We start from the raw sequence: 21,349 nt of genomic DNA on the forward strand, positions 1-21,349 counted from the left end.
GCACCTGTTCGGCGTGGCGGTCATGCCGCCGAACGGGCGGCTTCCGGGCCCGCGAGGGCCGCGCGTGCTGCGGTCGCGTGCGGCGCGATCACGCTCCGCGGGGACAGCAGGACGACGCCGACGGCCGTGGCGAGGACTCCCGCGAGGCCGATCACGAGATGGAGCGGCGTGGTGGAGATCGGCTCGCCGAGGGCCAGAACGGCCACCATGCCTGCGGCCAGCGGATCGACGAGCGTCAGCGTGGCGAGCGGAGCGCCGAGACCGCCGTCGCGGTATGCGTGCTGGGTGAGGACAACTCCGGCGGCGGCCGCCAACAGGCCCGCGCCGATGACGGTCGGCGCGGTATGGCCGAGCCACACGGCCTTCGCCGTGCCCGAGGTGAATCCGAAGCACAGCGCGGCGGCCACCGCGTAGAGGACCGGTGCCGCACGAGGCAGCCTGTGCCTGATCGTGATGGCACCCGTCGCCAATACGACGGCCAGCGCTGCCACGGCCGCCGCGACGACCCAGTACCCCAGCACCGGCGAGACCGATGCCGAGTGGCGGGGGATCGCCGACAGCGCCGCAGGCAGGCCGAACACGATGCATGCGGCGCCGAGCAACGTCGGGCGGTCGGGGGTCGTTCTGGTCATTCGAGCGTGGATCACCAGGGCGAACACCAGTGCCGTGACCCCGAGTGGCTGCACCAGGAGTAGAGCGCCGGAACCCAGCGCGGCGAGGTGCAGAAGGGCCCCGACGCAGCTTGCCGCGATCGCGGTCCACCACCCGCGCCGCCGCACCAGCCGGGCCACCAGGTGGAGACCTCCCGACTGATGGTCGGCGACCTCCCGGTGCTGGAGCACCGCGGATGCGGAATAGCAGACGGCGGAGGCCAGGGCGAGGGCGACCGCGAGGAGGATCTGCACGAAGACGACGTTACTGACCCGGCGCTTCGGTGCGGCCATTCCGAAGGCAAGATATCGACAAAATCAGCCGTCCACGGTGGGCGTGTCGAGGGTGGTTCGTCGAGTCTGCGGCCGTATTCGCACGATGTCGCGATCCTCGGAACCGCGGCGCCGACATGGCGGCGGTCCACCGTCCGCGCATCGATTCGGAGTAACGGCTCCCGCCGCGCGTCGCGCCTCACGCCTTCCCAGTGGGCAGTGGTGACACGGTGACCAGGGCCCGCACGTCGTCACGTGTGAGCCGGGCTCCGCGGGCGTGTTCGGCGGTGAAACGCTGCTCACCCAGCGCCGCCCGCACGAGTGTGGTGATCCGATCGATGTCGGCGCGTTCGGCGGGCGCTGCGGACTGTCCTTTCGCGCCACGCATCGCGTCGGCCGTGCCCAGGAGCCGAGCGGCCCGGTCGTGGTGCCCGGCGACGGCCATCGCGCCCGCCAGCCCGTCCACCGCGATCGTGAAGTCGCGTCCCGTCGTGAATCGCGCCGCCAGGTCGAGGACCTCGAGGTGCGATGCGACCGCGCCTGCCGCATCGCCACGCTGCTCGGCCACGAAGCCGAGTTCGGCCATGACCATGGGCAGGTGCGGGGGTGGGGTCTGCTCGGCGTCCTCTCGCGGGGTCAGGCTCAGCAGGCCGTGCAGGTGGGTTTCCGCGAGATCGAGGCGGCCGTCCCGGCGAGCGGCGAAGGCGAGTCCGAGCATGGCGAAGATCCGTCCGGTCCTGTGCCCCTGTGCGACGGCCAGCCGCAGCGCCTGCTCGCAGTGCACCACTGCCGTCGCGTGGTCACCCCGTTGCAGCGCGATCCAGCCGAGCCAGCCCAACCGGCCGGCGACCTCCGCCTGCAGACCCAGCTCCTCGGCCAGTCGCAGTCCCTCGCGGTGCTCCCGCTCTGCCCGATCATGGTTGCCGGTCATGTCGGCCAGCGCACCGAGCCAGCTGGTGGCCTCGAGCCTCCCCCAGCGGTCGCCGACCTCCCCGAACAGCTCGGCACTCCGCTCGGCCTCACGTTCGAGGGCCACCACGTCGGCGCGGACGTGTGCGAGCTTCGCCCTGCAGGCGAGCACCGCCGCCGTTCCCCACCGGTCGCCGAGCTCCTCGAAGACGGGCAGTGCCCGGTTCACCAGCTCCTCGGCCACGGCCAGGTCGCCGAGGTCGATCCCGGCGTAGGCCAGGAACCACTGGGCGCGGGCCCGGCCGGCCGGATCCCCGGCGTCCTCGTACAGGTCCAGCGCGGCGCGGCGGCGCTCGTCCCGGTCGGCGAGGTCGCCGTGGAGAAATCCGATACCGGTGTGCCAGGCCAGGGCCCGGGCTCGCAGTGCGGGCGCCGTGGAATCCGCACCGGGGACGCCCAGCGCCGCGGCCAGCCACCGCCGGGCCTCCGGGACCCTGCCACGGAGGAACCAGTACCAGGTCAACGCGTTGACGAGCCGCAGAGCGCCCTCGGCGTCGCCGTCCCGGACGGCTGTGGTGAGAGCGGACCGCAGGTTGGCCGTCTCGGCATCCAGGCGCCGGAGCCACCGCCGCTGGTCGGAGCCGTACAGCTCGGGCTCTGCCCGCTCGACGAGATCGACGTAGAAGTGCCGGTGCCGCAGCCGGACATGCTGGGTCTCCTCCGAATCCCGCAGCCGGTCGAGGCAGTAGGCAGCCACCGACTCCAGCAGCCTGTACCGCGGCCCGTCCGGGCCCGCGGCGACGACCACCAGCGACCGGTCGACGAGGCGGACGAGCTGGTCGAGCACGCTCAGGTCGACGTCTGCGCAGACGTACTCGGCGGCCTCCAGCGTGCAGCCGTCGGCATGCACCGCCAGGCGACGCAGCACGGTCTGCTCGGGAGCGGTCAGGAGGTCCCAACTCCAGTCGATCATCGCCAGCAGGGTCTGCTGGCGCGGCGGTGCGCCGCGGTGGCCCGTGGCCAGCAGCCGGAACCGGTCGTCGAGGCGGTCCACGAGCCCCTGGACGCCGAGCGCCCGCACGCGCGTCGCCGCCAGCTCGAGGGCGAGGGGGATGCCGTCGAGTCTGCGGCAGAGCACTCCAACGGCGGGAGCGGTCTCCGCGTCGAGCGTGAACCCCCTGGCCGCGGCGGATGCACGGGCGACGAACAGCTGGACCGCGCCGGTTCGCCCCAGTTCCGGGAGCTTCGCAGCGCGGTCGGGCACGTCGAGCGGGGGAACGTTCCACACGACTTCCCCGGCGAGCGCGAGCGGCTCCTGGCTCGTCGCCAGCAGCCGTAGCCCCGGAACGGTGCGCAGCAGCTGCTCGGCCAGCGCGGCGACCGGTTCGATGAGGTGCTCGCAGTTGTCCAGCACCATCAGCAGCCGGCGGGGACGCAGTGCCTCCGTGAGCCGCTCGACGGCGGACACCGGCGCGGCCGACTCGGTTCCGGCCCGGACGTCCAGCACGGTCATGATCGTCTCGGCGAGCAGCGGCACCGCGTCCTGGTCGGCGACCGGGTCGAGCGCGGCCAGTTCGACGAGCCACGCTCCGTCCGGGAACGCGTCGTTCAGCCGTCGCGCAGCCTGGATCGCGAGCCGGGTCTTGCCGACTCCGCCCGGGCCGGTGAGGGTCACCAGCCGGTCGGACTCGAGCCGACTGCACACATCGGCGACGGCGGCCTCCCGCCCGATCAGATCGGTGAGCGGTTCGGGCAGGCTCGCTCCCGGGTGCGGGGATGGTGGCGCCTGGGTGGCGGGCGCAGCGAGCGCCGGGTCCTGGGTCAGGATCGCGCGCTGCAGGGCGGTCAGCTCGGTGCCCGGGTCGAGCCCCAGCTCGTCGGCGAGCAGCACACGTAGCTCGTCGTAGCTCGCGAGGGCTTCGCCCGGCCGTCCCGCGCGGTAGAGGGCGCGCATGTGTGCCGAGCGCAGCCGCTCCCGCATGGGGTGCTCGGCCAGCAGCTCACTGAGCTCAGCGACCATCGCTGCGTGCTCGCCCAGATCGAGCCGGGCCTGCGCCCACTCCTCCTGTGCCGTGAGTCGCTGCTCAGCCAGGCCTGCGGCCGTCGCCGCGACGAACGGCTCGTCGGCGAAATCGGCGAACGCGGGCCCGCGCCAGATCGCCAGCGCGTCCGCCAGCACAGTTGCCCTCGTCCGCTGGTCGGATGTGCCTGCGGCTTCCGCGAGCAACGACCGGAACCTGACGGCGTCGGTCGTGCCCCGGATCAGGTATCCGGCCGGAGTGTGGACGACCAGGTCCCGGCAGCCGGGCTCGGCATCCTCCAGCGCCCTTCTCAGCTGGGAGACCTTCACCGACAGGGCAGCCGTGGGGTTGGAGGGCGGTCGCTCGCCCCACAGATCGTCGATCAACCGGTCGGCGGGCACGGGGCGCCCCTCGTGGACGAGCAGGTCGGCCAGTAGGGCGCGAACTTTCAGTCCCGGGATCGCGACGGGAAGGTCATCGGCCGTCCACGCCGCCACGGACCCGAGTACCCCGAATCGCACGGCCGCCACCGTAACGACATGCTCACGCAGCCCGTAAACCGGCGAGAAGGTTTCCGTAAGAGATCGTCGGCAGAGTGGGCGCACACCCCAACCAGGAGGAGCACGACCATGCGGAAGATCATCGCTTCGACGCACACCACCCTCGACGGCTACATCGACAACCCGCACCTGTGGTCGATGCAGTACATGAACGACGAGGCCCAGGCCTACGCGCTGGAGCTCACCCTCGGCGCCGACGCCCTGCTGCTCGGGCGCGTCACGTACGAGGGCATGGCGCAGGCCTGGCCGGCGATGGGCGGCAACCCCTACGCCGACCACGTCAACAGCATGGCCAAGTACGCGGTCTCCTCGACCCTGGACCCCTCGGCCCTGACCGCGTGGGACAACTCGACCCTCATCCCGGGCGACAACCTCGTCGCCGAGGTGACGAAGCTGAAGGAGCAGCCCGGCAAGGACATCCTGATCTGGGGCTGCGGGCGGCTCACCGATGCGCTCATGGAGCATGGCCTGCTCGACGAGTACCGGCTCTGGGTCTCCCCGGTCATTCGTGGCGAGGGGGAGCGCTTGTTCCGCGACGGCGTCGCCGCCACCCTCGAGCTGGCAGGGACGACCCAGTTCCGTACCGGCAGCGTCGTGCTCGCCTACCGGCCTGTGAACGCGAACGTCGAGACGACGACCGCGGGCTGAGGGCGGATCCGCAGGCGACGCTGACGGTCCCTGGCGCTCTATCGGGACGCGGTGACGAGCCGGACGGGCTCCGCTGCCTGGAGGGGCGGGAGGGTCGGCTGCCGAGGATGTCGGGACTGCACCGGCGTCTTCGGTTCTTCCGGTCGGCCTCCCCTCACGGTGGTCGCGGCGTCCGGGGGAATCCTCCGCCCGTGGTACGCCTTCGGCGTCGCTGTTCCCTGAATCGATCATCGAAGCTGTATGTTGGGCTATCGTGGATCTGTCAGCGCCGCAATGTGGACAATAGTTCCGCTGCTTGGTTTCGCTGATAGTGCAGGGAGTGTCTTCACGCCCGGATGACCTGAAGCGAATTATTGGGAGTGTGTCAGCATCACGCGTGCCCAAAAATGGTTGTCGATCACGTGCGTCTATCAGGATCCGACGATCAGAACCCTGGGCGGCGGCGTCACGGGAGGAAGTACCCGTCAATTCCGACCATTTCACGATCGGACCCCGCTGCGGCGTACCGAGCCGCGACGGAGTGGTGCTCGACCCGCACTCCTTCCTCATGAAGGGCGAGGAATTACCTCTGCACGCGCGGTGGCGGGGCGACGCGGCCACCGTCGCGAGTGCGAGGGCGCGCGGGTGACCGACCGGTCGTCCGGAACGACGGTCCACGGACTCGCACAATGCACCCGGATCGCCGGCGTGGACCTGGCCAGAGGGCTCGCGTTGCTCGGCATGATGGCCGCGCACGTGTTCGACGCCGACGAGCCGTCGAGCGTCACCACCGCGGCCGCCGATTGGTCGGTCACGACGTTCGCGCTGGTGGCGGGGGTGAGCCTCGCTCTCATGCTCGGTGGCAAGCGTGCGCGCCGAGAGCGCGCAGCGGTTCGTGCCGGCATCGCGGTCCACGCCGTGCTGGTCGCCGTGATCGGTCTGGCGCTCGGGTCCACCGGTCGTGCGGACATCGTGCTTCCCTGCTTCGCGGTGCTCTTCCTGCTCGCGATTCCGCTACTCGGGTTGCGGCCATGGATGCTGACGCGCATCGCGGCCGTGTTGTTGCTCGTCGCTCCGCCGATGATCACAGCGACGCTCGCCGACGCCGCCGTTCCGAGGCCGGTCGAGAACCCCACGTTCGCCACCCTGGTCACGGATCCGTCCGGGCTGGTCATCGGGGTGTTCCTGACCGGCTTCTACCCGGTGCTCGCCTACCTCGCCTACATCTGTGCCGGGCTCGCCATCGGCCGCTTGGATCTGACCTCCGTCCAGGTCGCGTACCGGCTGCTCCTCGGAGGGCTCGCAACAGTGGCCATGGGGATGTTGTGGTTGATGCTGCCGCTACCGCATCAGCAGAGCTGGATGGTTCTCATCCATGACGTACACGCCCTCGGTGCGGCGATCGCGGTCGTCGGGGCGTCGCTGCTCGTGGTGCACGTCCCGGTGATGGCACGCCTGCTGTGGCCGATCAGGACAGCGGGGGCCATGCCGCTGACGCTCTACTCCGCACACGTGCTGGTGCTGGTCCCGGGTGTGCTGGAGCACGAACCCGTCGTGCTGTTCCTGTCGCTGGTCGCCGGAGGGCTCCTGTTCGAGGTGGTGTGGCGAGCGTTGGCGAGGCAGCAGCAGGGCCCGCTGGAATGGCTGGTCGGCGTGGCCTCGCGCAGGGTGCGGCGTGCCGTCCTCGGACCGCGAGGCGCGGAGGGGCCGGGCTCACACGCCGCTCACGGTGAGTCGCGGCAGCCGACGCGACGGCAGGGCTGCCGGCCGGCGAGCACGGTCGTCGCCGGATCAGCTCGCCCTCGCCCCCGGTCCCCGCACATGGAGAGGAACGATCGATGACGACAGCCCCCTGGGTGCACGGCTGCGCCGACGACGCCGATCTGGTGGTCGCCGCTCATGAGCTCCAGCCACTGCTGCGTCAGAACAGCGCCGCCAACGAAGCCGCGGGGCAGCTCACCGATGCGGTGGTCGACGCCCTGCACGACAAGGACCTCTTCGGCATGTGGGTCCCTGCCTCGCTCGGCGGCGTCGAGCTCGATCCCGTCTCCTCGCTGGAGGTCGTGCAGGCCCTCAGCGAGGCCGACCCGTCCACCGGCTGGGTGGTCACGACAGCGTCGTTGGCCACGGGTACCGGCGGTGCCTACCTGGGCGACGTGGCGGTGGCCGAGATGTTCCGGGGGCCGCGCTTCCCCGTGGTGGCAGGTCAGGGCACCCGGCCGGGAAAGGCGGTGCGGGACGGTGAGGGCTACCGGCTCTCGGGGGCGTGGAGCTTCGCGTCGGGCATCAAGCACGCGCAGTGGATCCACACGCTCGGGATCGTGGAAGAGAGCGGCGAGCCGCTGATCTTCGTGCTCCCGGTCGAGAAGGCCGAGTTGATCGACAACTGGGACGTGCTGGGTCTCAAGGCCACCGGCAGCATCGACTACACGATCGAGGACGTCTACGTTCCGGCTGCCTTCACCCACTCCGGCCCCACCGAGACACCGGTCCGGGGTGGCCCGCTGTTCACCCTCGGGATCGCGCATATCGCGTTGATCGGCCATTCGGCGTGGGCGCTGGGGGTGTCGCGACGGATGCTCGACGAGCTGTGCGCGCTCGTCCGATCGAAGTCCGGTCGGCCGGGCACGATGGCGGCACATCAGGGCTTCCAGGCGATCTACGGTGAGGCCGAGGCCCGCTGGCACGCGGCTCGCTCCTTCGTCTACGAGACGTGGCGCGGTGCGAGCGAGACGATCAACTCCGGCGCCACCCTCAGCGTCGAGCAGAAGACGCTGCTGCGGCTTGCTCTGTACAACGCGACGTGGGCGGCGGAGGCGATCAGCGTCGTCGTCTATCGGGCGGGGGGCACCACCGCGCTGCGGTCGGGGGTGATGCAGCGCTACTTCCGGGACATGCACGCGGGCACGCAGCACGTCACCTCGGCCCCGGGCGTGATCGAGGCGTGCGGGCGCTATCTGGGCGGCCTCGCCCCTGCGCATGACTGGCTGTTCATGGACCTGGTGCCGAAGGCGAGCTGACGGCCGTGTGCACCCTCAACGGCACGTGCCCTGACCATCGAGCATGGTCAGGGCACGAGCGTTGTCGCGCCCCGCTGGAGGCCGCGGCGTGAGATCAGATCCGGGCCTTCGCCAACTCGGCCTCCACGATGTCGGCCGCGGCGCCGGCACCGCCCGCCGCACGCAACTCGTCGCGGAGCACCGCGAGGCGATCCCGGACGTCGATCGAACCCACGAGTGAGAGCAACGCCTCCCGCATCGCCTCGGGAGTGGCGGACTCCGCCGGGATGGACACGCCGATCCCGAGCTGTTCCAGCATCGCCGCGTTCCCGAACTGGTCGACGGCCTGCGGTACGGCGATCATCGGAACTCCGTGGTACAGCCCTTCGGAACACCCGCCCATCCCCGCGTGCGTCACGAAGGCCTGCGCGCGGGCGAGTACGGCGAGTTGCGGGACCCAGCGATGCAACTCGACGTTCGGAGGCAGCGTGCCGATCGTGGCCGGGTCGACATGGGAGCCGATCGCGATCACGACCTGCCAGGGCAGCGGACCGAACGCCGCGACGCAGTCGCGGTAGAACGCCGCTCGATCCGTGTAGGCGGAGCCGAGCGAGACCAGCAGGACGGGCTTGTCCGACTCCGGCCACTCCTCCTGGTGCGGGCGCCGGTCCAGCGACGGCCCGACGAAGGTGTAGATGTCGTCGTCGACGCGGTCGGCGTTGGGCTGCATCGCCCGCGGGATCAATACGATGCAGCGCGGCGGGCGCCCGCTGAACGTGTCGACGTCGAGGTCGATCCCCAGGTCGGCGAGCCAGTGCGCGAACCGCTCCTGATAGCGCTCGTACTCCGGCTCGCCCAGAACGTCAGCACGTCGGCCATGTCCTCCTCGTAGCCCCGCCAGGCCACGAGCGCGGGGGAGAGCTGCACGAGCGGGAGGCTCCAGCGGTGAGCCAGGGCCCGGCCCGGGTAGCCCGCGATGTCGTAGAGGACGGCGTCGGGCCGGTCGTCGGCGAGCGCCGCCTCCAGCTGCGGCAACACGCGAACCGCGTCCTCGAAGAAGATCGACATTCCCTCGATGGGGTCGCTGGGCCACTGCTCGCCGCGCGTCTCGTCGGGCAGGCCCGAGGTGTAGACGAGTGGGGTGGCGCCCGTCGAACGGACGGTGGCGGCAAAGGACTCGGGGATCGCGTAGGTGACGCGGTGGCCGCGGTCGACGAGCTCGGCGATCACCGGCAGGTTCGGGTTCACGTGGCCGTGTGCGCCGACGCTCACCATCAGGATGTGGGACACGAGGATTCTCCAGGTCTGCTATTCGGACGAGGGCAGGACGCGGACCCGCCCGGCGTGCGGGCGGGTGCGGCGGAAAGCCCGCTCAGCCGTACAGCTGCTTCTGGATCACGGCCGGGACTGTAGCGGAGCCGGCGAGGACGTCGAACCGAATTACCGGAGCATCCGGGCGAACGAGATCAACCGAGGTGCGATGCAGCAGGTGGCGGATGGCGCAATGCCGCGCGTGCGCAGGGGTAGGGGAGCAGCCGCACTATTATCACAATATGACCAACGATTCTCTGCTCGACGGGATGAGCGCATCGCCTGGCTCGCCGGCCGAAGCGCGGGGAACCGGTGTCGGGGTGCTGGATCGTGTGGTGGCGATCCTGGACGCGGTCGAGACCACGCCCATGAGGTCGAGTGAGCTGGCGCGGCATGTGGGGCTGTCGGTCCCGACGGCGCATCGGCTGGTGCGCGCCATGGTCGTGCACGGACTCCTGCGGCGCGACGACGAGGGGCGGCATTGGCTGGGCCAGCGGTTCCCGTCGTCACCGCTGGTGCGCACGGCCGAACCCGTTCTGGTCGCGCTGGCTCGACAGACGGGTGAGTCGTGCCAGCTGTGGGTGCGACGCGGGGTTCGACGGCTGTGCGTGGTGTCGATCGAGGCCGACAAGGAACTGCGGGCATCGTTGCCTGTTTCAGCCCTCCTGCCCATTTCCGTGGGGGGATCGGCGGCCTTCGCCCTCGAAGCGCCTGCTCCTGAGCCGGAGCACCCCGGGTGGTTCGAGTCGGTGGCCGGACGGATAGCGGGCGTGTGTTCGGTGAGCGCCCCGGTTCGGCAGAACGGCGAGGTGCTCGCCGCCGTCTGTGTGTCTGCGCCGATAGCCCGAGCCGTCGAGGGGCCCGGCGTCCGGTTCGGGGATGCCGTAGTGGCAGCAGCGGCACACCTCGAGGACGCCCTGCGCCACGGCAGGTGACCAGGATTGCGGCCGTGCCCGCGTAATGCGCAGAGGCGCAGCAATCGGGAATCCGCCGCGTTTCGCCGTTTCCATCTGATTCCGAACCGCCATTGTCGGTGGTCTCTTGCTGGCCGTCGCATGCGCGCCTACCATCAGGATTTGGAGTAATTTCATCAAATAATGAGAACGATGCCCGCAGGCGCCTGCTGATCGGCCGCCCACGAGGGGGCCTCGAGGAGCGAGTGTGACCACGGAACCTTCTGCCCGGGCGACGAATGCGCCGACCGTGGCCGAGTACCTGCTGTCCCGGCTCGTGGCTGCGGGTGCCAGACACGTCTTCGGCGTCCCCGGCGACTTCAATCTCCGTCTGCTCGACGCCGTTGTGGATCACCCGGATCTGGACTGGGTGGGCACCGCCAACGAGCTCAACGGGGCCTATGCGGCCGACGGGTATGCCCGCGTCGGCGGTCTCGGCGTCGTGCTCACGACCTACGGGGTCGGCGAGTTGTCCGCTCTCAACGGCCTGGCCGGGAGCTTCGCCGAAGCGGTGCCGGTCCTGCACATCGTCGGATCACCGGCCACGGCGGTGCGGCAGGCCGGCGCCCCGGTGCACCACAGCCTCCTCGACGGGGACATGGACCACTTCGTCCGGGCCCTCGACGAGGTGACGTGTGCTTCGGCAGTGCTGACCGAGGAGACCGCCGCGAGGGAGATCGACCGGGTGCTCTCTGTGGTGCTCGAGAGGAAGCGCCCGGGCAGCATCAGCGTGCCTGCCGATCTCGTCGACACCCCGATCCAGGTCACCGCGAGCGCTCCGTCCGCGGATGCGCACCTGGCGGCGCCCGTGTCCGCTCTCGCGGAGTCCGCCACCGCGATGCTCGAATCGGCGAGGAGCGTGGTCGTGCTGGTGGACCACCTCGCCCGCCACGGTGTCACCGCCGAACTCGATGCGCTGGTGGGCGTCGAGAACGTGGCCTCGGCGGTCACCGTGGCGGCCAAGGGCCTGATCGACGAGAGCGTGCCGGGCTTCCTCGGGGTCTACGTCGGAGGGCTCAGTGACGAGGCCGTGCGCTCCGCCGTGGAGGACGCCGACGTCGTCATCGGCGCGGGGCTGTGGTGGGCCGATCTGAGCTCGGGCGGGTTCACCGTGAAGCTGGATCCGGCACGGCTGATCGACGTGCAGCCTGCCCGGGTCGACGTCGCCGGTGAGATCGTCGACGGGCTCCCGATGGCGAACGCGCTCGCCACGCTCGGGGAGATCCTGGCCGACCGTGCTCCGCTGCCCGTCCGGGAGGTGCTCCCGGCGCCGTTCGTGGAGGAGCCGCCGTTGTGCGGTGCTCTCACGCAGTCGGTGTTCTGGGAACGAATCCAGCGGTTCCTGCGTCCGGGCGACATCGTCGTGGTCGACCAGGGAACCTCGTCCTACGGGCTGGCGCCGTTGCGCCTCCCGTCCGGTGTCGACGTGATCGCGCAGTCGCTGTGGGCCTCGATCGGGTATGCCCTGCCCGCCGCGTTGGGCGCTCAGCTCGCTGCCGGCGGGAAACGGCGCGTCCTGCTCGTGACCGGTGACGGTGCGGCGCAGATGACCATCCAGGAACTCGGCACGTTCTTCCGGCGAGGCCTGGATCCGGTCGTGATCGTGCTCAACAACGACGGCTACACGGTCGAGCGGAAGATCCGCGGACCGAACGCCGTGTACAACGACGTGGCCCACTGGAACTGGACGGCCCTGCCCGCGGCGTTCGGCGCCCCGGACGGGACATCTGTGCATCGGGTCGAGACCACGTCGGAGCTCGACAAGGCCTTGGCCGCCTGCGACGGCGCCGCAGGCGATCTCACCTTCGTCGAGGTCGTACTCGATCGTTTCGATGTACCCGCTCTCCTGTGCCGGGCCACCGAAGCGCTGGCGAGGCAGAACGGGGCGTGACAGGCGCTGCTTCCCCGGCTTTCCCGTAGCCGGCATCACCGTGGGACGTGTTCATGCGACGAGTCCCTCCGGCCGGCGTTGACTTGCCTGGGGTGAGGGTGGCCCATTTCGTCCCCGTTTCCGTCCCGGAGATTTGTCCCGTTCATCATCGATCGCGCCGAACGCGACACCCGGTTCGGGGTGCGAAGCGAGCCGTGTCTCCGGGGTCGCCACTGGTGGCAGGTACAGCGGCGAAAATGTGCCGTCCGATGTGCAACCGAAACTCGCCGGCGTCCGTGTACTACGAGGGGCCCGTTGCGATCAGGAGGAGTGCAGCCGGATGGTGGAGCACCGCACGACGATTCACCTTCCTCCGATCAGGGAGATGCTCAGGCAGGCTGGGCGGCCGCTGGTGGAGTTCACGCTGGTGCCGCTGGCTCTGTTCTGGGTGCTGCTCAGCGAGGTCGGGTTCAACGCTGGGTTGATCGCGGGCTTGGGCTGGGCGGGGCTGGCGATCGGCAGGCGGCTGGTCGCCGGGCAGAAGCTGCCGACGATCCTGTTGATCACCACGGCGCTGCTGGTGGTGCGTACGGTGGTCGGGCTGGAGACGGGTAGCGCGTTCCTCTACTTCCTGCAGCCCACGGTGCAGAACTTCGTCTTCTCGCTGATGCTGCTGGTGACGATCGGGCTCGACCGGCCGTTGCTGGCGAAGCTGGCCGACGACTTCTGTGCCCTGCCGAAGGGCATCAGCGGGCATCCGGGGATCAAGCGGTTCTTCAAGCGCGTCTCGTTGCTGTGGGCGCTGGTGTTCTTGATCAACGGCGTGACCACGATCGTCGTTCTGGCCACACAGACCGTCGGGAACTTCCTGCTCGTGTCGACCGCCGGTTCGTACTCCGTGGTGGCGATGGGCATCGCGTTGTCGGTCTGGTGGTTCCGCCGGGCCCTGGCCGGGAATGGCATCCACCTGCGCATCGGGCCGGCCGCAGTCGTCTGACGTTCACCGCGTGCCGGGGCCTGGTTCGCTCAGTGCGGGGCGTGGCCACGGTCGCCCGTTCACGCGCTCGATGCCGGTGTTGAACCGCTTCAGGCAAGCGGCGAAGGTGGCGATGTCGTCGGGGTCCCAGTCGGTCATCACCTCTTCCATCCTTTGCACGATCGCGCTGCGCTCCTGCTCGAGCCGGCGCTCGCCCTCGGCGGTGATGCGGAACTTGCGAGCCATCCCGCCGTCCGGGTCGGGGATGCGTTCCACCAGCCCGGCACGCAGCACGGCGGAGGTCTGGCGGTTGAGTGTCGAGGGATCCAGCCCGAACGCGTCGCTGAGCTGCCCGATGGACATCGGGCCTTCCACCCGGATGCGGCTGAGCAGGATGTACGCGCTGCGCTCCATGGTCCTGCCGCCCTGTCTGGTGGGCGGGGCCGCCAGGTGCAGGTGCCTCCCGAGCAGCATGGTCTCGTACTCGACCAGGTGCGCCGGTCTGTCGATCTCAGGTGTCACGTCCGGTCCTCCCGCCGTCAGCTCTCCCGTCGCGACGGGTCCGTGATGCATAGCAAAACCATATGCATCACGCACTCTTTATGCACGATGCATAACGTGTGTACGGTGCACATATCGATCGGTGTCGAGCTGATGGTGCATGGAGAGGCCTGGAGGAGCAGCGATGAGCGGCGCAGTCAACGCGGTCGAGGACAACCCTGCCGAGATTCCCGACTACCCCATGACCAGGGCCGCCGAGTGCCCGTTCGACCCACCGCCCACGCTGAAGGCGCTGCAGCAGGAGTGTCCGATGGCGAGGGTGCGGCTCTGGGACGGCAGCACGCCCTGGCTGGTCACCAGGTACGCCGACCAGCGGGCGGTGCTGGCCAACCGGAAGGTCAGTGCCGAGATGGATCGGCCGGGCTACCCGCGCCAGGCTCCCGGCAACGGCACCCTCAGCTTCATCGGGATGGACGACCCCGAGCACGCACGGCTGCGACGGATGGTGAGTGCGGCGTTCTCCGTCAAGCGGGTGGCGGCGATGCGGCCTGCGGTGCAGAAGATCGTGGACGAGGCGATCGACACGATGCTCGCCGGCCCGACACCCGTCGACCTGGTCGAGGCGTTCGCCCTCCCCGTGCCCTCGCTGGTGATCTGCGATCTCCTCGACGTGCCCTACGACGACCATGACTTCTTCCAGAGCATCACCCGCACCCTGGTGAACCGGGGCTCCACGCCCGAGCAGCGGGGGGCCGCGCACGGGCAGCTCGCCGGCTACCTGGACGCGCTGGTGGGCGCGAAGCTCGCCAACCGTGGAGACGACCTGCTGTCCGGGCTCGCGGCGCGGATCGAAGCGGGGGAGCTGACCAGGCAGGACGCGACCGCGATGGCGGTGCTCCTGCTGATCGCCGGCCACGAGACCACCGCGAACATGATCGCCCTCAGCACGATCGCCCTGCTGGAACACCCCGACCAGCTCGACATCCTCCGCGAGACGGATGACCCGAAGGTCGTGGCGGGCGCGGTCGAGGAGCTGCTGCGCTACCTCAACATCACCCACGGCGGCCGCCGTCGCGTCGCTCTGGAGGACATCGAGGTGGCCGGGCAGCACATCCCGGCCGGCACGGGCCTGATCATGCCGAACGACGTCGGCAACCGGGACCCTGAGGCATTCGCCGACCCTGACCGGCTGGACATCCGCCGCGAGGCGCGCCATCACGTGGCGTTCGGGTTCGGGGTGCACCAGTGCCTCGGCCAGCCGCTCGCCCGGATGGAGCTGCAGGTCGTCTACAGCACTCTCTACCGGCGCATTCCGACCTTGCGCCTGGCCGTGGAACGCGAGCAGCTCCGGTTCAAGACGGATGGCTTCGTCTACGGCGTCTACGAACTGCCGGTGACCTGGTGATCGGCCCGGCAGGTTCCATTCCGGATAGAGCCGGACGAAATGGAGGGCCTTGCGTGTGAACAGTCACAGCGGTGCCCGGCCACCGTCGCGTTGCACGCCCTGATCCTCACCTACCCTGAGATATCTCGGGCGCGCGTATCGCGGCTGCGGTGGGAAATTGTTCTGACTGCGCAGTGATCCCGGGCGAATTGTTCGTCGTCCTCGTCCGGAGGTCGGAATGCGCACAGGACCGCGGCAGGTGTTCGCCCAGCTCAGCTCCACGCGTCCACCTGCGCATCCCGTGCAGTTGGTCGACACCGCGGTGGTCCTCGGGGGGAGCGTGGCCGGGCTGCTGGCTGCGCGTGTGCTGGCCGATCACGCCGGGTCGGTGCTGATCATCGAGCGTGACGCACCGACCGGTGGCGGCCGCCGGGGTGTGCCGCACGGATTGCAGATACACCTCCTCCTCGCGGGTGGCCGGGTCCAGATCGAGCGGTGGTTCCCGGGTTTCGGTGAGCAGGCGGCCGCGCTGGGCGCGGTGCTCGTCGATCCGGCGCACTCCGCCGCCTACTCGGACGGTCTGCGTCGGGTCAACGCCCAGGAGGACGTGGTCCTGAGCTGCAGCCGGCCGTTCCTGGAGGAGCAACTCCGCAATCGCACACTGGCGCTGCCCAACGTCCGACTTGTCACCGGCCAGGCCTGCGGGCTGGACATCGACGCCACCGCCGTGACGGGTGTGCGGTACCGCGTGGACGGGGTCGAGCACGTCCAGCCGGCAGGCCTGGTGGTGGACGCGATGGGCCGGGCCAGCAGGCTCAGCGACTGGCTGGAGCACGCCGGATGGAAACGGCCACCGCTGCGGCGGGTGCCGGCCGACGTCAACTACGCCACCGGATTCTTCCGCAGGGAGCCCGGCCTCCCGGACGTCGCCAACGTGATCGCCCGCCACCGCCCCGGCAGCCCCGTGTCGCGGGTCGGTGTCGCCTCGCTCAAGGCGATCGAGGACGACCGGTGGCAGATCACGCTCGCCTGCTACGGCGAGGACCGGCCTGGCCGCGACGATGACGAGTTCGTGGCGCTCTGCAGGTCGGAACTGCCGTCGTTCTTCGGCGAGGCCGTGGACGGCGATCCGGTCGGGCCGATCGAGACTTATCACCAGGCGGACAGCCGTCGCCGCGACTTCTGTCCCGACTCCTTGCCTGCCCGGCTGATCGGCGTCGGAGACGCGGTGGCCTCGTTCAACCCGGTCTACGGGCAGGGGCTGTCGTCGGCGGCGCTGCACGCGGCCTGTCTGGCGGCATATCTCCAGTCCGGTCCGCGCCTGACCGCGCCGGCGCGGTCGTTCTTCGCGATGCAGAGGGTGGTCGTCGATGCGGCGTGGGAGATCTCGACCGCCGCGGACAAAGCCCGCCACCACCTCGAGGCGTCATGGCGGGAGCGGCTCGGACGCTGGATCCGGGCGCAGGTGCAGGCCGCGTCGGCGACCGACGTGGTGATCGCGCGTCGCTTCCGTGCGGTCACGGTCATGCTCGAACACCCGGCGGCCCTGTCCACCCCCGGGCTGCTAGCCCGAGCGCTGCTGGCCAACCGACTCGCAATGCGACGGCACACACCTCGTGGCCACCGCACACAGCGCAGACCGTGTGTGCGGCGGCCACAAGATGTGCGCCGAGACGGGGAAGGGGTGGGGGCGGGGGAGTCACAGCATTCGGCCTAGCCGTGCCGAGTGCGCAGCTAGTTCCGGCACGAAGTCGCGGTGCATCTCCTCGGCGGTCACCCGGGCGCTGGACGCGCTGACGCTCATCGCCGCGACAGTCCGCCCGCGTGCGTCGTGCACCGGGACGGCGACCGCACGCATCCCCAGTTCGAGTTCTTCGTCGCTGGTGCCGTAGCCGTCGACCCGGGCTGACTGCACCAGGCGGGTGAGCTCGTCCGCGTCGATGACGGTGCGGATCGTGCGCCGCTCCCGGCCGCCGCGGGCGAGGTAGCTCGCCACCTCCTCGTCGCCGAGGCCCGCGAGCAGCACCCGGCCCGTGGCCGAGCAGTGGGCGGGCAGCCGGGCACCGATGCGGACGCCGGTCGAGACGATCCGCTCCACCTCGGCACGTGCGACGAACACGGACCAGCCGTCCTCCCACACCGCGAGGGACACCGACTCGTTCAACGCGTCACGCGCGGCGACGAGGTGGGGGTTGGCCAGCGCCGGAAGGGACGCGGTGTCGAGGTAGGCGCTGCCGAGCCGCAGCATTCGCGGCGTCGGACGGAAGTACTTGCCGTCGTGATCCAGATAACCGAGTTCGGTCAGCGTGAGCAGGCAGCGCCGTGCCGCGGCGCGCGTCACGTCGGTGAGCCGCGCCGCGTCGGCCACCGTGAGCTGCGAGGACGTCCTCCCGAACGCTTCGATCACAGCGAGCCCCTTGGCGAGACCTGCCATTCCTTCGGGGCCTCGCCCGGGTCCTGCGTCCTTGACATCGCCGGAGCCGCTTGCCTCTACTGTTCGAGAAACCACCACGCTGTTCGTTATACGAACATATTCGGTGCCGGTCAAGGCGCCGTGCCACGAAGAGGAGGTGCGCTGTGTCCACCACCGCAGCGCTGCCGGACTGGCCCGAGACCCTTACTCGGGTTCCGTACTGGGTCTTCCAGCGCGAGGACGTCTACGCGGCGGAGCAGGAGAAGCTCTTCCGTGGGCCGTGCTGGAACTACCTCTGCCTGGAGGCGGAGGTTGCCTCACCCGGGCAGTACCGCACGAGCTATCTCGGCGACCTGCCGGTGATCGTCGCTCGCGACCAGGACGGCGAGCTCTATGCCTTCGAGAACCGCTGTGCGCACCGCGGGGCTCTGCTCGCCCTCGACAACCGGGGCACCGCCAAGGACTTCACCTGCGTCTACCACGCCTGGAGCTACAACCTGCAGGGCGATCTCACCGGCGTCGCGTTCGAGGGGGGCATCAAGGGCACGGGCGGGATGCCGGACTCGTTCTGCAAGTCCGACCACGCACCGCGCAAGCTGCGCCTGGCCGTGGTGCACGGACTCGTCTTCGGCAGCCTCTCCGACGACGTGGACGACATCGAGGACTACCTCGGTGACGAGATCATGGATCGGATCGAGCGGGTGCTGGGCGGGCGCACCCCCGTGGTGATCGGGCGCTACACCCAGATGCTGCCCAACAACTGGAAGCTCTATGTGGAGAACGTCAAGGACTCCTACCACGCGAGCATCCTGCATCTGTTCTTCACGACGTTCGAGCTCAACCGGCTCTCGCAGCGCGGCGGGATCATCGTCAGCGAGAACGGCGGCCACCACGTCAGCTATTCGGCGATCGACCGCGACGCCGAGCGCGACGCTTCCTACGCCGAGCAGAACATCCGCTCCGAGAGTGGCTTCCGGCTGGCCGATCCGTCGTTGCTCGACGGCTTCAGCGAGGTCGGCGACGACACCACTCTCCAGATCCTGTCGACGTTCCCCGCGTTCGTTCTGCAGCAGATCCAGAACTCGGTGGCGGTGCGCCAGATCCTGCCGCGCGCGGTCGACCGGACCGAGCTGAACTGGACCCTGCTCGGTTTCGCCGAGGACACGCCCGAGCAGCACACCGCCCGGCTCAAGCAGTCGAACCTCGTCGGATCCGCAGGCTACGTGTCGATGGAGGACGGCTGCGTGGGCGGCTTCGTGCAGCGCGGGGTGGCCGGTGCGAGCGATCAGGCTGCCGTCGTCGAGATGGGCGGGGCGTCGGCGGCGTCGAGCGAGAGCCGGGTGACCGAGGCGTCGATCCGGGGGTTCTGGAAGGCCTACCTGGCGGCGATGAGAATCAGCACCGGGATCCGCCGCGCAGGGGTGCCGGCATGACCGACGCCTTCCGGGCCATCGCGCAGGCGCAGGCCGCCTACGCCCGATGCATCGACTCCGACCGTCTCGAGGAATGGCCGGACTTCTTCACGGAGAAGTGCTTCTACACCGTCACCACCGCGGACAATCACCGCGAGGGGCTTCCGGCGGGGCTGATCTGGGCCGACAGCCGCGGAATGCTCGTCGACCGCGTCACGGCGCTGCGCGAGGCGAACATCTACGAGCGGCACTCCTACCGCCACATCCTCGGCCAGCCCTTCCTCCTCGACGACGGCCCCGACGACGGTGGCGAGGTACGCAGCGAGACACCGTTCCTCGTCGTACGGATCATGCGTGACGGCGCCAGCGACCTCTTTGCCTCCGGGCGCTACCTCGACCGGTACGCGTTCGAGGGTGATCGGCCTGTGCTGTCCGAGCGCGTGGTGGTCTGCGACAGCTCGCGCATCGACACTCTCCTGGCGCTCCCGCTGTGAGCCGCGTACTGCTCAGCGTCGGCGACCCGAACGGGATCGGTCCCGAGATCGCGGTGAAGGCCGCCGTCGCCCTTGCGGGTGAGCCGTACCTCGCCCCCGTGCTCGTCGCGGACCCGTACGTCGTCGCACCATGGGTGCAGCACTCCGGGCTGCGGCTGCGTGAGATCGATGCTCCGGCCGTCCCCGACGCCGACGCGGTGGACGTCCTGCCGGTCGAGGCGCTGCCCGACGGTGAGCTGCTCCCCGGCACGGTCAGCGCGGAGGCGGGCGCGGCTACCGTCGCGTATCTCCGCGCGGCCGTCGGCGCGGTGCAGGCGGGGATCGGGCGGGCGATCGTGGCCTGCCCGCATTCGGAGACCGCCGTCAACGCGGCGGGCATCCCCTTCGGGGGCTACCCGGGTCTGCTCGCCGACCTGGCGTGCGTGCCGAGGGACCACGTCTTCCTGATGCTGGTCGGGGGTGGTCTGCGGATCGTGCACGCGACCCTGCACGAGCGGCTGGGCGACGCGCTCGACCGACTCACACCTCCGCTGGTCGCGGCGGCCGCGAAAGCCGCTGTCGGCTACCTGGAGGGGGCCGGCGTCGTCGGCCCGCGGATCGGCGTCTTCGGGATCAACCCACACGCCGGAGAGGGTGGCCTGTTCGGCCGCGACGACGACCGCGTCACCGTCCCGGCGGTGGCCGCGCTGCGCGAGCGGGGGACCGATGCGGTGGGGCCGATCGGGGCCGACCTGATGCTCGGCCCCGACCGGCGCTGCGAGTTCGACGCCTTCGTCGCGATGTACCACGACCAGGGCCACGTCCCCGTCAAGCTCCTGGCGGGCCGCACCGCGTCGGCGCTGACCGTCGGCGCCGGCATCACCTTCTCGAGCGTCGGGCACGGCGCCGCGTTCGACATCGCGGGCAGGGGCGTCGCCGACCCCGATGCGGTGCTGCGCGCCGTGCGGCTGGTCGGAGGCCGCCAGACGGAGGTCCCGGCGTGAGCCACGACGTCCGGGTCGCCGGAAGCGAGATCGTCTTCGGGTGTGAGCCCGGTGAGACCGTGCTCGACGCGGCCGAGCGCGCGGGCTACGCGATGCCCTACTCCTGCCGCAAGGGTGTGTGCTCGACATGCGAGGGCGGTCTCACCGCAGGTACATGCGAGGTGAGGGGCCGTGGCACGGTCGAAGGCCCCGCGACGGGCGTGCTCCTGTGCCAGACCCGGCCGGTCTCGAGCGTCGAGATCGCCCCGCAGCGCATCGTCAGTAGCGAGCCCCCGGCCCGGCGAACCATCGAGGCGAAGGTCCACAAGATCACGACGGCTGCGCCCGACGTCGCCACGGTCGCCCTGCGTTTCCCGGCGGGAGTCCGTGTCAGGTTCCGGGCGGGGCAGTACCTGACCGTGCGCCTGCCCGGCGGCGACACGCGCAACTACTCGATGGCGAACCCGCCCCACCAGAACGACGGGGCACTGCTGCACGTGCGGCGCGTGCCTGGCGGCCGGTTCTCGGGCGGCCTGCTCGACGGGCTCACGAAGGGCGACACCCTCACCGTCGAGTTGCCCTTCGGCGAGTTCGCCCTCGACCACGACTCCGACCGGCCGGTGGTGCTCGTCGCGACGGGCACCGGATTCGCTCCGGTGAAGTCGATGGTCGAGGACCAGATCAAGCGGAGTGGCGACCGGAGCCTGCACCTCTACTGGGGCGCCCGATCCCGCGAGGATCTCTACCTCGCCGAGCTGCCCGACCGGTGGGCGCAGAAGTACGACTGGTTCTCCTTCACCCCGGTTCTCTCCCGGCCCGATCCGGCGTGGCCCGGGCGCTGCGGGTACGTGCACCGCGCGGTGCTCGCCGACCACGCCGACCTCGGATCCCACGACGTCTACGCGTGCGGCAACCCCGACATGACGGCCGCTGCACGTGCGGATTTCGCCGCGGCAGGGCTCGATCCCGATCGCTTCTTCTGCGACGCGTTCGTCGCTTCTGGCGACGCCCAGCCCATCGCCGGCTGATCCCGT

16 protein-coding genes and 1 pseudogene are annotated in these 21,349 nt (G+C 70.1%); 12 read left to right on the top strand and 5 right to left on the bottom strand.

Annotation, left to right across the window (positions count from 1 at the left end):
* Positions 1-20: 20 nt before the first annotated feature.
* Both ABD743_RS16410 and ABD743_RS16415 read right to left on the bottom strand, forming a co-directional pair.
* Positions 21-944 carry a DMT family transporter gene (locus ABD743_RS16410; protein WP_344722948.1) on the bottom strand — a complete coding sequence of 308 codons (924 nt, stop codon included), beginning with the start codon at positions 942-944 and terminating at the stop codon, positions 21-23.
* A 178-nt stretch (positions 945-1,122) separates the two neighbouring features.
* Complete coding sequence (locus ABD743_RS16415) at positions 1,123-4,374, bottom strand: AfsR/SARP family transcriptional regulator (protein ID WP_344722949.1); 3,252 nt, start codon at positions 4,372-4,374, stop codon at positions 1,123-1,125.
* 108 nt (positions 4,375-4,482) lie between these two features.
* On the opposite strand from ABD743_RS16415, the gene ABD743_RS16420 reads away from it, so the two are divergent.
* From ABD743_RS16420 to ABD743_RS16430, 3 genes are all read left to right on the top strand, one after another.
* Entirely contained in the window at positions 4,483-5,061 is a 579-nt protein-coding gene (locus ABD743_RS16420; RefSeq protein WP_344722950.1) for a dihydrofolate reductase family protein, read from the top strand.
* Positions 5,062-5,685: 624 nt separating this feature from the next.
* Entirely contained in the window at positions 5,686-6,882 is a 1,197-nt protein-coding gene (locus tag ABD743_RS16425; protein ID WP_344722951.1) for a heparan-alpha-glucosaminide N-acetyltransferase domain-containing protein, read from the top strand.
* Positions 6,879-8,060 carry an acyl-CoA dehydrogenase family protein gene (locus ABD743_RS16430; RefSeq protein ID WP_344722952.1) on the top strand — a complete coding sequence of 394 codons (1,182 nt, stop codon included), beginning with the start codon at positions 6,879-6,881 and terminating at the stop codon, positions 8,058-8,060. Before ABD743_RS16425 ends, ABD743_RS16430 begins: the two co-directional genes overlap by 4 nt.
* Positions 8,061-8,154: 94 nt before the next feature.
* Here the strand turns inward: ABD743_RS16430 and ABD743_RS44505 are convergent.
* A pseudogene (locus tag ABD743_RS44505) lies at positions 8,155-9,314 on the bottom strand (macrolide family glycosyltransferase).
* Between the two features lie 278 nt (positions 9,315-9,592).
* On the opposite strand from ABD743_RS44505, the gene ABD743_RS16445 reads away from it, so the two are divergent.
* From ABD743_RS16445 to ABD743_RS16455, 3 genes are all read left to right on the top strand, one after another.
* Positions 9,593-10,285, top strand: coding sequence for an IclR family transcriptional regulator (locus tag ABD743_RS16445; protein ID WP_344722953.1), 693 nt, complete (start codon positions 9,593-9,595; stop codon positions 10,283-10,285).
* A 226-nt stretch (positions 10,286-10,511) separates the two neighbouring features.
* The gene (locus tag ABD743_RS16450; protein ID WP_344722954.1) at positions 10,512-12,194 is read left to right on the top strand and encodes an alpha-keto acid decarboxylase family protein; all 1,683 of its coding nucleotides are present in this window, start codon (positions 10,512-10,514) and stop codon (positions 12,192-12,194) included.
* Positions 12,195-12,558: 364 nt separating this feature from the next.
* Complete coding sequence (locus ABD743_RS16455; protein WP_344722955.1) at positions 12,559-13,170, top strand: VC0807 family protein; 612 nt, start codon at positions 12,559-12,561, stop codon at positions 13,168-13,170.
* A 3-nt stretch (positions 13,171-13,173) separates the two neighbouring features.
* Here ABD743_RS16455 and ABD743_RS16460 read toward each other — a convergent pair whose 3' ends face one another.
* Complete coding sequence (locus tag ABD743_RS16460; protein WP_344722956.1) at positions 13,174-13,671, bottom strand: MarR family winged helix-turn-helix transcriptional regulator; 498 nt, start codon at positions 13,669-13,671, stop codon at positions 13,174-13,176.
* A gap of 163 nt (positions 13,672-13,834) precedes the next feature.
* Between ABD743_RS16460 and ABD743_RS16465 the strand changes: the two genes are divergently transcribed.
* Together ABD743_RS16465 and ABD743_RS16470 are read left to right on the top strand one after the other, a co-directional pair.
* On the top strand, positions 13,835-15,055 hold the full coding sequence (locus ABD743_RS16465) for a cytochrome P450 (protein ID WP_344722957.1): 1,221 nt from the start codon (positions 13,835-13,837) through the stop codon (positions 15,053-15,055).
* A gap of 217 nt (positions 15,056-15,272) precedes the next feature.
* On the top strand, positions 15,273-16,751 hold the full coding sequence (locus ABD743_RS16470) for an FAD-dependent oxidoreductase (protein ID WP_344722958.1): 1,479 nt from the start codon (positions 15,273-15,275) through the stop codon (positions 16,749-16,751).
* On the opposite strand, the gene ABD743_RS16475 is transcribed toward ABD743_RS16470, so the two are convergent.
* Positions 16,734-17,468, bottom strand: coding sequence for an IclR family transcriptional regulator domain-containing protein (locus tag ABD743_RS16475; RefSeq protein WP_344722959.1), 735 nt, complete (start codon positions 17,466-17,468; stop codon positions 16,734-16,736). The two genes, ABD743_RS16470 and ABD743_RS16475, sit on opposite strands and share 18 nt — an antisense overlap.
* A 143-nt stretch (positions 17,469-17,611) precedes the next feature.
* On the opposite strand from ABD743_RS16475, the gene ABD743_RS16480 reads away from it, so the two are divergent.
* The 4 genes from ABD743_RS16480 to ABD743_RS16495 are packed head-to-tail and all read left to right on the top strand — an operon-like array spanning position 17,612 to position 21,343.
* On the top strand, positions 17,612-18,880 hold the full coding sequence (locus ABD743_RS16480) for an aromatic ring-hydroxylating dioxygenase subunit alpha (protein WP_344722960.1): 1,269 nt from the start codon (positions 17,612-17,614) through the stop codon (positions 18,878-18,880).
* A complete protein-coding gene (locus ABD743_RS16485) occupies positions 18,877-19,353 on the top strand; it encodes an aromatic-ring-hydroxylating dioxygenase subunit beta (protein ID WP_344722961.1) in 477 nt (158 codons plus the stop codon). Before ABD743_RS16480 ends, ABD743_RS16485 begins: the two co-directional genes overlap by 4 nt.
* Complete coding sequence (locus ABD743_RS16490; protein WP_344722962.1) at positions 19,350-20,336, top strand: PdxA family dehydrogenase; 987 nt, start codon at positions 19,350-19,352, stop codon at positions 20,334-20,336. Before ABD743_RS16485 ends, ABD743_RS16490 begins: the two co-directional genes overlap by 4 nt.
* Positions 20,333-21,343, top strand: a complete 1,011-nt coding sequence (locus ABD743_RS16495) for a 2Fe-2S iron-sulfur cluster-binding protein (protein ID WP_344722963.1) — start codon at positions 20,333-20,335, stop codon at positions 21,341-21,343. Before ABD743_RS16490 ends, ABD743_RS16495 begins: the two co-directional genes overlap by 4 nt.
* Positions 21,344-21,349: the final 6 nt, after the last annotated feature.

The organism is Pseudonocardia yunnanensis (assembly GCF_039534065.1).
GTDB classification, from domain to species: Bacteria; Actinomycetota; Actinomycetes; order Mycobacteriales; family Pseudonocardiaceae; genus Pseudonocardia; species Pseudonocardia yunnanensis.